Annotated in this window: 12 protein-coding genes; 6 read left to right on the top strand and 6 right to left on the bottom strand. The window is 70.0% G+C overall.

What is annotated here, in order from left to right:
• Nucleotides 1-136 precede the first annotated feature (136 nt).
• The 5 genes from glnA (K3888_RS06840) to K3888_RS06820 all read left to right on the top strand — a co-directional run bounded on the left by glnA (K3888_RS06840) (nucleotide 137) and on the right by K3888_RS06820 (nucleotide 6,593).
• Entirely contained in the window at nucleotides 137-1,477 is a 1,341-nt protein-coding gene (gene glnA / locus K3888_RS06840; RefSeq protein WP_230929506.1) for a type I glutamate--ammonia ligase, read from the top strand.
• 28 nt (nucleotides 1,478-1,505) lie between these two features.
• The gene (locus tag K3888_RS06835) at nucleotides 1,506-4,589 is read left to right on the top strand and encodes a bifunctional [glutamine synthetase] adenylyltransferase/[glutamine synthetase]-adenylyl-L-tyrosine phosphorylase (protein ID WP_230929505.1); all 3,084 of its coding nucleotides are present in this window, start codon (nucleotides 1,506-1,508) and stop codon (nucleotides 4,587-4,589) included.
• A gap of 82 nt (nucleotides 4,590-4,671) precedes the next feature.
• The gene (locus K3888_RS06830) at nucleotides 4,672-5,037 is read left to right on the top strand and encodes a hypothetical protein (protein WP_230929504.1); all 366 of its coding nucleotides are present in this window, start codon (nucleotides 4,672-4,674) and stop codon (nucleotides 5,035-5,037) included.
• Nucleotides 5,034-6,005 carry an endonuclease/exonuclease/phosphatase family protein gene (locus K3888_RS06825; protein ID WP_230929503.1) on the top strand — a complete coding sequence of 324 codons (972 nt, stop codon included), beginning with the start codon at nucleotides 5,034-5,036 and terminating at the stop codon, nucleotides 6,003-6,005. The genes K3888_RS06830 and K3888_RS06825 overlap by 4 nt, the downstream gene beginning before the upstream one ends.
• Nucleotides 6,006-6,032: 27 nt before the next feature.
• A complete protein-coding gene (locus K3888_RS06820) occupies nucleotides 6,033-6,593 on the top strand; it encodes a DUF732 domain-containing protein (RefSeq protein ID WP_230929502.1) in 561 nt (186 codons plus the stop codon).
• Nucleotides 6,594-6,651: 58 nt separating this feature from the next.
• Here K3888_RS06820 and K3888_RS06815 read toward each other — a convergent pair whose 3' ends face one another.
• Nucleotides 6,652-7,062, bottom strand: a complete 411-nt coding sequence (locus tag K3888_RS06815; RefSeq protein WP_230929501.1) for a hypothetical protein — start codon at nucleotides 7,060-7,062, stop codon at nucleotides 6,652-6,654.
• A gap of 147 nt (nucleotides 7,063-7,209) precedes the next feature.
• Nucleotides 7,210-8,646, bottom strand: coding sequence for a type I glutamate--ammonia ligase (glnA, locus tag K3888_RS06810; RefSeq protein ID WP_230929500.1), 1,437 nt, complete (start codon nucleotides 8,644-8,646; stop codon nucleotides 7,210-7,212).
• A 221-nt stretch (nucleotides 8,647-8,867) separates the two neighbouring features.
• On the opposite strand from glnA (K3888_RS06810), the gene K3888_RS06805 reads away from it, so the two are divergent.
• Nucleotides 8,868-9,356 (top strand): RDD family protein, encoded by a 489-nt coding sequence (locus tag K3888_RS06805; RefSeq protein WP_230929499.1) that lies wholly within the window; start codon nucleotides 8,868-8,870, stop codon nucleotides 9,354-9,356.
• 194 nt (nucleotides 9,357-9,550) lie between these two features.
• Here the strand turns inward: K3888_RS06805 and K3888_RS06800 are convergent, their stop codons facing one another.
• The 4 genes from K3888_RS06800 to sucB all read right to left on the bottom strand — a co-directional run.
• A complete protein-coding gene (locus K3888_RS06800) occupies nucleotides 9,551-10,306 on the bottom strand; it encodes a DUF4191 domain-containing protein (protein ID WP_230929498.1) in 756 nt (251 codons plus the stop codon).
• Between the two features lie 76 nt (nucleotides 10,307-10,382).
• A complete protein-coding gene (gene lipA / locus K3888_RS06795) occupies nucleotides 10,383-11,399 on the bottom strand; it encodes a lipoyl synthase (protein WP_230929497.1) in 1,017 nt (338 codons plus the stop codon).
• 21 nt (nucleotides 11,400-11,420) lie between these two features.
• Complete coding sequence (lipB, locus tag K3888_RS06790) at nucleotides 11,421-12,098, bottom strand: lipoyl(octanoyl) transferase LipB (RefSeq protein WP_230929496.1); 678 nt, start codon at nucleotides 12,096-12,098, stop codon at nucleotides 11,421-11,423.
• Nucleotides 12,099-12,229: 131 nt separating this feature from the next.
• On the bottom strand, nucleotides 12,230-13,617 hold a 1,388-nt coding region (sucB, locus tag K3888_RS06785), incomplete at its 5' end, for a 2-oxoglutarate dehydrogenase, E2 component, dihydrolipoamide succinyltransferase (RefSeq protein WP_230929495.1).

Below are 13,617 nucleotides of genomic sequence, written 5' to 3'. Positions count from 1 at the left end.
CGGGGCCGCGCGGCGTCGCGGACGAGTCTGCCACGGCCCGGACCGGCACGGCGCGCCGCGTGTCGTGGGCGACGGCTCGGCGGCGCAGGGCGGGATGTCACACGGACGTAATGCGGCAGGCACTAGGTTGGACGGCATGAACCGCCAGCAGGAGTACGTTCTCAGGACCCTAGAGGAACGCGATATCCGGTTCGTCCGGCTCTGGTTCACCGATGTGCTGGGGACTCTCAAGTCCGTGGCCGTCGCCCCGGCCGAGCTGGAGGGCGCGTTCGGGGAGGGCATCGGGTTCGACGGGTCCGCCATCGAGGGCTTCTCGCGGGTCTCCGAGGCGGACACCGTCGCCAAGCCGGACCCGTCGACGTTCCAGGTGCTGCCGTGGGCCCACGCCGACGGCGGCCAGCACTCGGCCCGCATCTTCTGCGACATCTTCAACCCGGACGGCAGCCCGAGCTGGGCTGACCCCCGCCACGTGCTCCGCCGCCAGCTCAACAAGGCGGCCGACCTCGGCTTCTCCTGTTACGTGCACCCGGAGATCGAGTTCTTCCTGTTCCGCAGCCTGGACACCGACGGTGCGGAGCCGGTGCCGACCGACAACGGCGGCTACTTCGACCAGGCGGTCCACGACACCGCGCCGCATTTCCGCCGCCACGCGATCGAGGCGCTCGAGGCCATGGGCATCTCCGTGGAGTTCTCCCACCACGAGGGCGCGCCGGGTCAGCAGGAGATCGACCTGCGCTACGCCGATGCGCTGAGCATGGCGGACAACATCATGACCTTCCGGTACATCGTGAAGGAGGTCGCGATGAACAACGGCGTGTGGGCCTCGTTCATGCCCAAGCCGTTGCGCGACCACCCGGGCTCGGCGATGCACACCCACATGAGCCTGTTCGAGGGCGACGCGAACGCCTTCCACGAGCAGGACGACGAGTACCAGTTGTCGGCCACGGCCAAGTCGTTCGTCGCCGGTATCCTGCGCCACGCCCCGGAGTTCTCGGCGGTGACCAACCAGTGGGTCAACTCCTACAAGCGGCTCATCGGCGGCGGCGAGGCCCCCACGGCGGCCACGTGGGGTCGGGCGAACCGGTCGGCGCTGGTGCGCGTGCCTATGTACACGCCCAACAAGGCGTCCTCGCGCCGGATCGAGGTCCGCAGCCCGGACTCGGCCTGCAACCCGTACCTGGCGTTCGCGGTGATGTTCGCCGCCGGTATCAAGGGCGTGCAGGAGGGGTACGAGCTGCCGCCGGAGTCCGAGGACGACGTGTGGACCATGAGCCGCCGCGAGCGGCGTGCGATGGGCTACACCGATCTGCCGGGCAGCCTCGAGCAGGCGCTGGACGCGATGGAGGAGTCGGAGCTCGTCGCCGAGGCGCTCGGCGAGCACGTCTTCGAGTTCTTCCTGCGCAACAAGCGTCGCGAGTGGCGCGAGTACCGCAGCGACGTCACCCCGTACGAGCTCCGCAACTACCTCGCGCTGTGACCGGCGGTCGGGCGACCGAGGTGTCGGCGTGAGTCCGCATTCCGCCCGCCCCCGGACCCCCAGCCCCGGGCGGTTGGGACTCCTGGATGACCGGGCGGCGGAGCGCCTCGAGTACCTGGGATGGAACGACGACGACGCGGTCCCCGTCCTCCGGGCGCTGTCACGGGCCCCGGACCCTGATCTGGCGTTGGCGACCCTGGTCCGCCTCCGCGAGTCGTTGGCGGCCGAGTCGCATTCACGCAGTGGCGCCACTCTGTCCGTCGACAGCGGTGTGGCAGCACTCGACTCGACGCTGCGCTCCGATCCGCGTGTGCGGGCGCGGTTGCTCGGACTTCTGGGCTCTTCGAGCCAGCTGGGGGACCACATCGTCGCCGAGCCGACCCGGTGGACCCTGATGCGGTCGCCGCTGCCCGCCCGCGAAGACGTTCTGTCCGACCTGCTCGCGGCGGTCGAGGCCGTCCCCGAGGCCCCGGTCGGGGACTCTCCTGAACCGACGCAGTCCGGGGATCTGCGCAGCGTCGGCACGTACCGGGCCGGGATCATCGGTGGCGCCGCGGTGAACGTGCTGCGGTCCGTCTACCGCGACCATGTGGCGTTGCTGGCGGCCCACGACCTCGCCTCGACGGTCGAGGACCATGAGCCGGCCCTGCCGTTCGGCGAGGTCGGGTCCCGGCTGTCCGATCTCGCCGATGCCGCCCTCTCCGCCGCGCTCTCGGTGGCCGTGACGACCGTGTACCCGGATTCACCGATGCCCACGAGGCTGGCCGTGGTGGCGATGGGCAAGGGGGGAGCTCGCGAGCTCAACTACATCTCGGACGTCGACGTGATCTTCGTGGCCGAGCCCGCCGATGCCAAGACCACGAGGGTCGCGGGGGAGATGATGCGCATCGGTTCGATGGCCTTCTTCGAGGTCGACGCCGCGCTGCGCCCGGAGGGCAAGGCCGGCGAACTGGTCCGCACGCTGGACTCGCACGCCAGGTACTACAGGCGTTGGGCCAAGACGTGGGAGTTCCAGGCGCTGCTCAAGGCCCGGCCGATGACCGGCGACCTCGCCCTGGCCACCGAGTACCACGACACCGTCTATCCGATGGTGTGGACCGCCGCCGAGCGGGAGGACTTCGTCCACGACGTCCAGGCGATGCGTCGTCGGGTCGAGGAGAACGTGCCCGAGGCCCTGCGGGACCGCGAGCTCAAGCTCGGCCGGGGCGGACTGCGCGACGTGGAGTTCGCGGTCCAGCTGCTGCAGATGGTGCACGGGCGCACCGACGAGGAGCTGCGCGTCACCAGCACCGTCGAGGCGCTGGGCGCTCTGCGCGCCGGGGGATACATCGCGCGCGAGGACGGCTCCGACCTCGTTGCCGCCTATGAGTTCCTCCGGCTCCTCGAGCACCGGCTCCAGCTCGAGCGGTACAAGCGCACCCACCTGCTGCCCGAGGACGGCGACGACGAGGGTTACCGCTGGCTCGCCCGCGCCTCGGGAATCCGGCCCGACGGGCCCAGTGACGCGGCGCAGGTGCTGCGCAAGCGCCTGCGTGATGTCCGCCGCCGGGTGCGGCGCCTGCACTCGAAGCTGTTCTACCGCCCGCTGCTTGACTCGATCGCCTCGTACGACGCCGAGGCGCTCTCGCTCAGCCCCCAGGCGATGGAGCGCCAGCTCGGTGCGCTGGGTTTCGGCGCGCCCCGCAACGCCCTCGGGCACCTGCGCGCGCTGGCCGGGCAGAACAACCGGCGCGGCCGCATTCAGGCACTGCTACTGCCGACCTTCATGGAATGGCTGGCCGACACCCCGGATCCCGACGCTGGTCTGCTGGCCTACCGCCGACTGTGCGAGGAGAACGAGGACATCACCTGGTTCCTGCGCACGCTGCGGGACGACAGCATCGTCGCCCGCCGCCTGGTCCAGGTTCTGGGCACCTCCCCGTTCGTGGCGGAGCTGCTCATGCGCAACCCCGAGGTGATCCCCGACCTCACCGACGGCGCGGAGGGGCCGGCGCTTGTGGCTTCGAAGGTCTCCGACATCGCCTCGGCGCTCACCGCCTCCGCTGCCCGCCACCGCACCCCGGAGCGGGTCATCGGGGCCGCCCGTTCCCTGCGCCGCGCCGAGCTGGCGCGCATCGGGGCGGCGGACGTGCTGCGGATGATCTCCGTGCCCGATGTCGGCCGACGCCTCACCGCGGTGTGGAAGGCGGTACTCGAGGCAGCACTCGCCGCGGTGATCCGGGACATGCTGCCCGGCAGCGGCGGACAGCCGGCCCGGCTGGCCTACATCGGTCTCGGCCGCCTCGGCGGGAACGAGTTGTCCTACGGCTCGGACGCGGACGTGATGATCGTGTGCGACCCGGCCGATGCAGTGGCCGAGGAGGACGCCCTGAAGTGGGCCACCCAGGTGGCCGAACGCGTGGGCAGGCTGCTGTCGTCGCCGTCGTCGGATCCTCCCCTCGATCTGGACACCGACCTCCGTCCCGAGGGGCGCAGCGGCCCCCTCGTGCGGACCCTGGCCTCCTACGGCGCCTACTACTCCACCTGGGCGGAGACGTGGGAGCTGCAGGCGCTGCTGCGCGCGTCGTTCGTGGCCGGTGACCCCGACCTGGGGCTGGATTTCCTCCACATGATCGACGACCACCGGTACCCGCAGGACGGGGTCCCGCCCAAGGTGGTGCAGGAGATCCGCCGCATGAAGGCCCGCATCGACGCCGAGCGGTTGCCGCGCGGCGCCGACCCGGCCACGCACACCAAGCTCGGCCGCGGCGGGCTCGCGGACGTCGAGTGGTGCGCCCAGCTGCTCACCATGCAGCACGCCGCGCGCGTGCCAGGACTGCACACGACATCGACCCTCGAGGCGCTCGACGCCGCGGCCTCCGCGGAGTTGCTCAGCGAGGGCGAGCGCGATGCGCTGGTGCAGTCGTGGCTCATGGCCGGCCACACCCGCAACGCGCTCGTGCTGGCGCGCGGTAAGGCCGTCGATCAGCTGCCGGGCCAGGGCAAGATCCTGTCCGCCGTGGCCTCGATCTGCACGGGATCCTCGGACGGCGCCGAGTTCCTCAACGAGTACCTGCGGGTGACCCGCCACGGTCGCAAGGCCGTCGAGCACGTGTTCTGGGGCGAGGTCTGACGAGCCGCGCCGCGTGAGATCAGGGTCGACCCCGGGGTCTTCACCGATGCGCCGTTGGCACCAACGGCGATAACCTGGGCCCATGCCAGTCACGATGAACCTCACCCTCACCCTCGACGGGGTCACCTACGGCGAGCTGTACGAGTTCGTCGACGCCGTCCGCGCCGCGGGAGTGCCCGCCGACGAGCGCGTCCGCTGCCTCGGGTCCGACGACAAGGGCGACCGGTTCGAGATCGAGCTGGGCCCGGATCGTCGTCGCCCCGGGGCAGCCCGCGCCGCCTCCCGCGCGCTCGTGGAGCCCACCGCCGAGCCGGGCGCCGCGTCCGGGGCTCCGTCCTCGCCGACCGTCGCCTCGGTCGCCGAGACGGTCCGCTCGATGGTCCGCAACGGTGACGACCTCGACCGCGTGATCGCCGCGCTGGGGGATCTGCGCAAGTTCCTTCGGTGACGCCACCTCCCGTGGGGCGCCGGCCGGTGGCGCGGGCCGTGTCCGTGCTCGCGGCGCTGGTCGCCGCCTCGGGGGTCGCCCTCCACCTGTCCCGATCCGCGAACCCCACGGTCCTGGTGTTGGCCACGTTCGCGTTCGCGGCCTGGCTCTTCTGCCTGGTCGCGCTGGTCGCGGCGCTGCGTGCCCGCTCCCTGGCGCTGACCATCCTGGCCCTGGCGCTCGTCGGCGCCGGGGTGGTCCAGTACGGTCCGCTCGTGGCGTCGTCGCCGGTTTACGACGACGACCCCGCTGGCGGGGTGCCCCTGAAGGTGATGGTGCAGAACCTCGAGTTCGGCAGAGCTGCCCCGCACGACGTGGTGCGCGCTGTCCGCACCGGCGGGGTGGACGTGTTGCTGACCGTGGAGGCCACCCCGGAGTCGGCGGATGCGCTGCGCACCGCCGGCCTGACGAGCCTGCTCCCGCATGAGTCGGCGGCGACCGCGCCGGGCACCGAGGGCGTGGCGGTGTGGTCGCGCTATCCGCTCTCTTCCCCGGAGCGGATCCCCGGCTTCAGCCTGGGCGTTCTGCGGACCGAGATGGCAGGCCCCTCGGGTCCGGTCACGGTGGTGGCTGCGCACCCGGTGGCGCCGGTCTTCGACGGCCCGCGTGCCGTCGAGGAGGCGGACAGGCTGCGGTCGTATCTCGGCGGGCTGCCCGGTCCGGCGCCGGTCGTGGTGGGCGGGGACTTCAATGCCACCTGGGATCACGTCAGGTTCCGCGAACTGCGCGGACTCGGTTACGCGGATTCGGTGTCGGCGGGCGGGGACGGGTGGGTGCCCACGTGGCCGGCCGACCGTCGTTTCCCTCCGCTCATCGGGATCGACCACATCCTCGCCCGGGGCGCGGTCTCGGTGGGGGAGACCAGCACCGTCCGCGTGGACCGGACCGATCATCGTGGCGTCACGGCGACGGTGCGTCTACCCGCGTAGCGGACCCGGTGCCCTAGCATGCGCACCATGAGTTCACGCCCGTTGAGTTCCCGATCGCGTCTCGTCGCCTCCGGTGCGGCCACGGTCGCGCTCGCCGCCGCTCTGGCAGGCTGCGGCGGGGCGACGGTCGACGGCGAGGCTCCCGAGGTCATTGCCCAGGACTCGGCCACCACGGCCGCCACCACCACCCCGTTCGCCGACGAGCGTCCGGAGAAGCCGACCGGGCCGGTGTCCCCGCCCCCGTCCACGTCACACTCGCCGCTTCCCGGCGAACCCGACCCGCCCCCTGCACCCGAGCCGGCCCCGGAGGGTGAGCCCGCGCCGGCGTCCGGTGGCGCCCCACCGCCCGCCCCTGGCGCCGGGGACTTCGTGGCGCTCCTGGACGGGCGCGGTATCGCGCTGCCGGAGGGCATGGACCCGGTGGCGACCGCGCACGAGGCGTGCGGTCGATTCGACGGTGGGCAACAGATGGACGAGGTGTCGGGATGGCTGGGCGAGCACGCCCGGCTGGACCCGGACGGGCAGGGCTACTTCCTCGGCACGGCGGTCATGACGTACTGCCCGCAGAATTTCCCGAAGTTGGGCTGAGGTCGCCAGGCGGGCTGACCCCGCCGGGCCTTCTGTCCGGCTGGGACTGCCGAGGCTGCTACCAGTCGATCTCGCCGAGCACGTCGTTTCGTCGGCGTAGCTCGGCCAGCCGCAGTTCGGCCGCCCGATGTTCTTCGAGGCGTTGGCGCGCCTGTTCGGCCAGGGCATCCGCCTCGACCTCCGCCAGCAGTAGCTGCAGGCGGTCCTTCTGCTCGCGTACGGTCTCCACGGTGGTGTCCATGGCGATGAGCTTGCGTGAGCCGGCGGCCGCGTGGAGGAACGGATTGCGGTCGAGGATGAGACGCGCCTCCTCGGGGTCGAGGACCCGGGACAGTTTGAGGAGCACGGGATACCCCTGGTCGTCCCTGTCGATCCGCGGGTCGTGATCCGGGTCGAGGGCGGCGGCGACGACCTTCAGCGGCCGCGCCCGCGGGGAGGAGCTCCGGAAGTCGATCTCGTCGGCATCCATCTCCACCCGGCTCCTTCCGGCGCTTCTCACGACGTCGGCGTGTCCCACTGGGTCCAACCGTAAACGCCCCGGCCGATCGGCCGGGGCGTTTACGGTATTCAGGTCCTGCGGTCATCCGGCGACCCCGCCGTGCAGCGGGGTCCGGGCTCAGCAGTCGTAGTAGAGCTCGAACTCGTGCGGATGGGGTCGCAGGTTGATCGGCGCGATCTCGTGCTCCCGCTTGTAGGAGATCCAGTTCTCGATGAGGTCCTCGGTGAACACGCCGCCCTCGGTCAGGTACTCGTGGTCCTGCTCGAGGCGATCGATCACGGCCGGCAGCGAGGTGGGCGCCTGGGGGATGTCGGCGGCCTCCTCCGGCGGGAGCTCGTAGAGGTCCTTGTCGACCGGGTCCAGGGGTTCGATCTTGTTCTTCACACCGTCGATCCCGGCCATCATCATCGCGGCGAACGCGAAGTACGGGTTACCCGATGAATCGGGGCAGCGGAACTCGATGCGCTTGGCCTTGGGGTTGTTGCCCGTGATCGGGATGCGGACACACGCCGAGCGGTTGCGCTGCGAGTACACCAGGTTGATAGGGGCCTCGTAGCCCGGGACGAGCCGGTGATAGGAGTTGATCGTCGGATTGGTGAACGCCAGCAGCGAGGGCGCGTGGTGCAGGATGCCGCCGATGTAGTGGCGTGCCATGTCCGACAGTCCCGCGTAGCCCGACTCGTCGTGGAACAGCGGCTTGCCGTCCTTCCACAGTGACTGGTGGGCGTGCATGCCCGACCCGTTGTCACCGAAGAGGGGCTTCGGCATGAACGTGGCCGACTTGCCGTTCTGCCAGGCGGTGTTCTTGACGATGTACTTGAACAACTGGACGTCGTCCGCCGCGTGCAGCAGGGTGTTGAACTTGTAGTTGATCTCCTGCTGGCCGCCGGTGCCCACCTCGTGGTGGAGTCGCTCGAGCTCGAAGCCGGCGTTCGTGAGGTTGGTCGACATCTCGTCGCGCAGGTCCACGAAGTGGTCGTACGGGGCGACGGGGAAGTAACCACCCTTGGCCCGCACCTTGTAACCGAGGTTGGGGGAGCCGTCAGCCTCGGACGGGGCGCCGGTGTTCCAGTGGCCGGCAATCGAGTCGACCTCGTAGAAGCCGTGGTTGGTGCCCGAGCCGTAGCGAACCGAATCAAAGACGAAGAACTCGGCCTCCGCACCGAAGAAGCAGGTGTCGGCGATGCCGGTGGAGAGCAGGTACTCCTCCGCCTTGCGCGCGACGTTACGCGGGTCGCGGCTGTAGGCCTCGCGGGTGAACGGGTCGTGCACGAAGCAGCTGATGTTGAGCGTCTTGGCCTTGCGGAACGGGTCCAGGCGCGCCGTGGTGACATCCGGCAGGAGCATCATGTCCGACTCGTGGATCGACTGGAACCCGCGGATCGAGGAGCCGTCGAACGCGAGGCCTTCTTCGATCATGTCCTCGTCGAAGGCGGCGGCAGCGATCGAGAAGTGCTGCTCGGCACCCGGCATGTCGGTGAACCGGATGTCGACGTACTCGACGTTCTCATCCTTGATGAACTTGATGACCTCGTCCGGCGTGGAGAATGCCACGGTGTCGCTCCTCGTCTCTTCAGTGCGACGGGCGACCGGTGTCTTCCCGTCGAGCGGTGACCTCACGATATGGGCGTGGTGTTGCCCGGCAGTCAAGCGAATGTTTCGCGAGTGTTACACGACGGGCCGGGTGGAGTCCTTCCCACTCGTGCCAGCTTAGTCCGGTGCGGGTGGAGGCCACCGACATGGGGATCGGCGGTTTTCCCGGCTACCCTGGGGACATGCGTGAAGTAGCGGGTTCATGGCTGTCCGGCCCGACCTCGTCCGGGGGCGGACCCGGACAGAAGTACAAGGGCGAGCGTCTGGGAATGCCCTCCGCCGGAGAGGGGTCCATGGCCTCGCTGGGCGCCCGTTTCGGTGCACTCATCGTGGACTGGTTCCTCGCCTACGCGCTGGTCGGGATCGTCGTGGCGTTCGCCGGGCCGGGGGCCCTGGGCGGAGAGACGGCCGCCGCGGTCACCAGCTGGGCGGTCCCGGCGGTCTGGGGCGTGATCGGCGTGGTCTGCGTCTGGCTGTTCGCCCAGTCGCCGGGGCAGGCGATGCTCGGGATCGGCACCGCCAGGATCGACGCCGACGAGCGGGTCGGATTCGTGCGGTCGCTGGTCCGCGTCGTCTTCATCTTCTTCCTGATCCCGCCGCTGGTTCAGGACGAGGACGGTCGGGGGATGCACGACCGCGCCACGGGCACCGCACTGATCCGCACCCGCTGATACGCCGTCTCGCCGACTCACTCAGCGCCGAGGACCCGGTCGCGGTCACCGGCCCGGCCCGGCACCGCCCGGCCCCGGAAATGACCAGAGCGTTCCGACTATCCCGCTGAGGCGAGAGGGTCGGAACGCTCTTGTCGTGCGCGCACCGGAACCTTGTGTCATCCCGGGCCACGGCCGCTCGGCCGTCGGGCGGCTCACCCCCTCCGGCGTGCGCTGCGCTGGATGTTGCGGACCTTGGCGCCCTGGGGGACCGGGCCCTTCGGCATCTGGTTCTGCACGCCGGTCTTGGTGCTCAGTGCGCGAAGCCTGGTGTCGAGCGCATCGACCTTCTGCCGGCTGATGTTCATCGGGTACCGGGTGAGCCGACGGTTGAGCTTGCGCAGCGGCACCTGCTCGGGGGTCGTGCCCTCCTCGTCGCCCACGATCAGCTCGTAGATCGGGGTGTCGCCCACCACGCGGGCGACCTTCTTCTTCTCCTGCATCATGAGCGGCTTGAGGCGGTGGGGCTGTCCCTCGCCGACGAGCACGATGCCGCAGCGGCCGACGACGCGGTGGACCGCGTCGAAGTTCGTGGTCGCCGCGACCGCCTGGTTGACGCGCCAGCCCGAGCGGAGCTGGTCCAGGGCCCACGCCGCTGCCCCGGGCTGGCCCTCGGCCTTGCCGTACACGGTGTTCTGGATTCGGCGGGAGAAGATCGTCATGGCGAGCATGACGCCGACCAGGACGCCCAGCGGGAGCATCCACCACTCGCCGCCCCAGATCTTGCCGAGGAAGAAGAACACCAGGGCGGAGAGGACCACCGCGCCGATCATCAGCGGCCACAGGAGCTTGTCCTGCTTGGACTGGATCTTCAGCGCCTCCCACATCTGGCCGCGCTGTGCCTTGCCCGCCTGCCGCCGAGCGGCCCGGGCCTCCTTCTTGTCCGCCTTGCTGAGCTCGCTCTTCGCCATGCCCATCAGGATACGTGGCGAACACCACGGTTCGAGAACCGCGGTGAGCGCTCCGGGGGAGTCCGGGGGCGAGCGGTCAGACGCGAGCCTGCTCGCGCTCCAAGACGCTCGAGGCCTCCTGGGACGCGGCGCCGCCGGTCTTCAGCTGCTCGAGATGCTCCGGGACCTCTTCGCCACGGTGCTCGAGCGCCTGGACGTATAGGCGGCCGGCGCGGTACGACGAGCGGACCAGCGGCCCGGCCATGACACCGGCGAAACCGATCTCACGGGCCTGCTCGGACAGGTCCACGAACTCCTCGGGCTTGACCCAGCGGTCGATCGGGTGGTGGAGCGGGCTGGGGCGCAGGTACTGCGTGATCGTGAGGATGTCGCACCCGGCGGAGTGCAGATCGCGCATCGCGTCCACGATCTCCTCGGTGGTCTCTCCCATGCCCAGGATGAGATTGGACTTGGTGACGAGCCCGAAGTCGCGGGCGGCGCGGATGACCTCGAGCGACCGGTCGAACCGGAACGCCGGCCGGATGCGCTTGAAGATCCGGGGCACGGTCTCCAGATTGTGCGCCAACACCTCGGGGCGCGACTCGAACACCTCGGCCAACTGGTCCGGGTTCCCGTTGAAGTCGGGGATCAGGTTCTCTACGCCCGTATTGGGATTGAACTCGTGGATCTTGCGGACGGTCTCCGCGTACAGCCACGCACCGCCATCGGGCAGGTCATCCCGGGCGACACCGGTGATCGTCGAATAGCGCAGACCCATCTCACGGACCGACTCCGCCACACGGCGGGGCTCGTCGCGGTCCAGGGCGCTGGGCTTGCCCGTGTCGATCTGGCAGAAGTCACAGCGACGCGTGCATTGCTCGCCGCCGATGAGGAACGTGGCCTCCCGGTCCTCCCAACACTCGTAGATGTTGGGACATCCGGCCTCCTCGCACACCGTGTGCAGGCCGCCGGTCCGGACCAGACCCTTGAGTTCCTTGTACTCGGGCCCCATGGTGGCGCGGGTCCGAATCCAGGAAGGCTTACGTTCGATCGGGGTCTCGGCGTTACGGGCCTCGATACGCAGAAGCTTGCGGCCCTCGGGAGTCACAGTCACGCCAGCCACCCTACGCTCGAATCACACGACGGGCAGCCGGCCGTCCAGGGCCTCCACCAAGTCGGAGGTGGCCTGCTCCAGCACGTCTGACACGGTGACGGTGCGGCCGAGCTCCTCGGTCAACGAGGTGACGCCCGCGTCGACGATGCCACACGGGACGATCCGCGAGAACGCACCGAGGTCACAGTCGCAGTTGAGCGAGAACCCGTGCATCGTCACCCCGCGCTGGACGCGGATCCCGATCGCCGCGATCTTGCGCTCGGGGCGCCCGTCGGAGGCGGCACACCACACCCCCGAGCGGCCCTCGACCCGGCTGACCTCCACCCCGAGGCGGGAGCAGGTGGTGATGAGCGCCTGCTCGACCCGCCGGACGTACTCCATAACATCGATCGGGTCGGACAGCGCGATGATCGGGTAGCCCACTAACTGGCCCGGGCCGTGCCAGGTGATGCGACCACCACGGTCCACGTCCACCACCGGGGTGCCGTCCATCGGCCGGTCCGAGGGCTCGGTGCGCTTGCCCGCGGTGTAGGTCGCGGGATGCTCCAACAGCAGCACCGTGTCACCGCGGAGCCCGTCCGCGCGTTCCTCGGCGAGGGTGCGCTGGAGCTCCCAGGTGGGCGAGTACTCGACCGTGCCGAGTCGGCGGATCTCCGGAGGGGTCGGATCGCGGCGGAGGGATTGACCGTTGAAGGGCATGTCCTGCAGCGTAGGCGCCGACGTCGACGGGCGAAGGCGGCCGGCTCGAAAAGCCCCTGCCGATACCCACGTGAGACAGGAGAACGGGCGCCCTCCCGAAAAGGAGGGCGCCCGTCGTCAGGAGCTACCGGTTACAGCGCGAGGTCGCTCTCGAACTCGGCCTTCTCGAGACGGTCCTTGACCGTGGTGAGGAAGCGGCCGGCGTCAGCACCGTCGATCAGGCGGTGATCGTAGGTCAGCGGGGTGTAGCCCATCGACCGGATGGCGATCGACTCGCCGTCGTCGTCCGCATCCACCACCGGGCGGCGCACGATCGCGCCGGTGCCCAGCATCGCCGCCTGCGGCGGAACCAGGATCGGGGTGTCGAACAGGGCACCCTCGCTGCCGATGTTGGTAATGGTGAACGTGCCACCCGAGAGATCGTCGGGAGTGAGCTTGGCGGCCCGTGCCCGCTCCGCGAGGTCGATGATCGCCTTGGACAGGGTCGGGATATCCATGTCCTGGGCGTTCTTGATGACCGGCGAGAGCAGTCCCGCCTCGGTGTCCACGGCGATGCCGAGGTTCACCGACTCGTGGTAGGTGATCTCGTTGGAGTCCTCGTCGTAGGACGCATTGACGTTCGGATGCGAGACGAGAGCCTCGACCACGGCCTTGGCGTAGAACGGCAGGTAGGTGAGCTTGACGCCGTGCTTGTCGGCGAACTGCTCCTTGACCTGGGAACGAAGCTGCGCAACGCGCGTCATGTCGACCTCGAAGACCTGCGTGAGCTGCGCGCTCGACTGCAGCGACTCTCGGGTGATCCGGGCGGTGACCTTGCGGATCCGGTTGGCCTTCTTGGTGGTGCCGCGGAGTTCGGCGAGCTCCGGCCGGACTCCCGCGGACGACGGGCCACCGGTGGTGGGCGCCGCCTTGGCGGGGGTCTCCGGGGTGCTCTCGTCCGCGCCGCCCCGCGCCGCTGCGAGGACGTCCTGCTTACGGATACGACCACCGATGCCGGTGCCCTTGACCGTGTCCAGGTCCACGCCGTTCTCCTGCGCGAGCTTGCGCACCAGCGGGGTCACGTACGGGGACGACCCGGACTTGGCGGCAGCCGCCGGCTCGGCCCGCTTCGGCACACCCGAGTCGGAGGATGCCTGCGGAGCCGACTTCTCGCGCCGTCCGGCGTCCCCGCCGTCGGTCTTGGCCTCCGCCTTGGCGGCCGCCTTCTTCTCCTGCTCGGGGGTGTCGCCGGCCTTGTCGGCCTGCTTCTCGGCGCCCGAGGCGTCCGTGGCGTCACCCTCGGCCTGCTTGGGGGCCTGCGCCGGGCGGGCCTCCTCCGCGGGCTCGGGTGTGCCCTCGTCCTCCGGCTCGGCCTTACCGGCGGCGCCCTCGCCGATGACGGCGAGGGTGGCGCCGACGTCGACGGTCTCGTCCTCGTCGGCGACGATCTTCTGAACGGTGCCGGCGACGGGGGAGGGGATCTCGGTGTCGACCTTGTCGGTGGAGACCTCGAGCAGTGGTTCGTCGACCTCGACGGTGT

Source organism: Dietzia aurantiaca, from assembly GCF_021033825.1.
In the GTDB taxonomy this organism is placed as follows: Bacteria; Actinomycetota; Actinomycetes; order Mycobacteriales; family Mycobacteriaceae; genus Dietzia; species Dietzia aurantiaca.
The sequence above is the reverse complement of the archived record's forward strand: the minus strand, read 5'-3'. Positions and strand labels throughout refer to the sequence as shown.

Bases quoted from the DNA above. Each gene is read 5' to 3' on its own strand.
- glnA (WP_230929506.1), top strand. From the start codon at position 137: ATGAACCGCCAGCAGGAGTACGTTCTCAGGACCCTAGAGGAACGCGAT.
- K3888_RS06830 (WP_230929504.1), top strand. From the start codon at position 4,672: ATGCCAGTCACGATGAACCTCACCCTCACCCTCGACGGGGTCACCTAC.
- K3888_RS06820 (WP_230929502.1), top strand. From the start codon at position 6,033: ATGAGTTCACGCCCGTTGAGTTCCCGATCGCGTCTCGTCGCCTCCGGT.
- K3888_RS06815 (WP_230929501.1), bottom strand. From the start codon at position 7,062: ATGGATGCCGACGAGATCGACTTCCGGAGCTCCTCCCCGCGGGCGCGG.
- K3888_RS06805 (WP_230929499.1), top strand. From the start codon at position 8,868: ATGCGTGAAGTAGCGGGTTCATGGCTGTCCGGCCCGACCTCGTCCGGG.
- K3888_RS06800 (WP_230929498.1), bottom strand. From the start codon at position 10,306: ATGGCGAAGAGCGAGCTCAGCAAGGCGGACAAGAAGGAGGCCCGGGCC.
- lipB (WP_230929496.1), bottom strand. From the start codon at position 12,098: ATGCCCTTCAACGGTCAATCCCTCCGCCGCGATCCGACCCCTCCGGAG.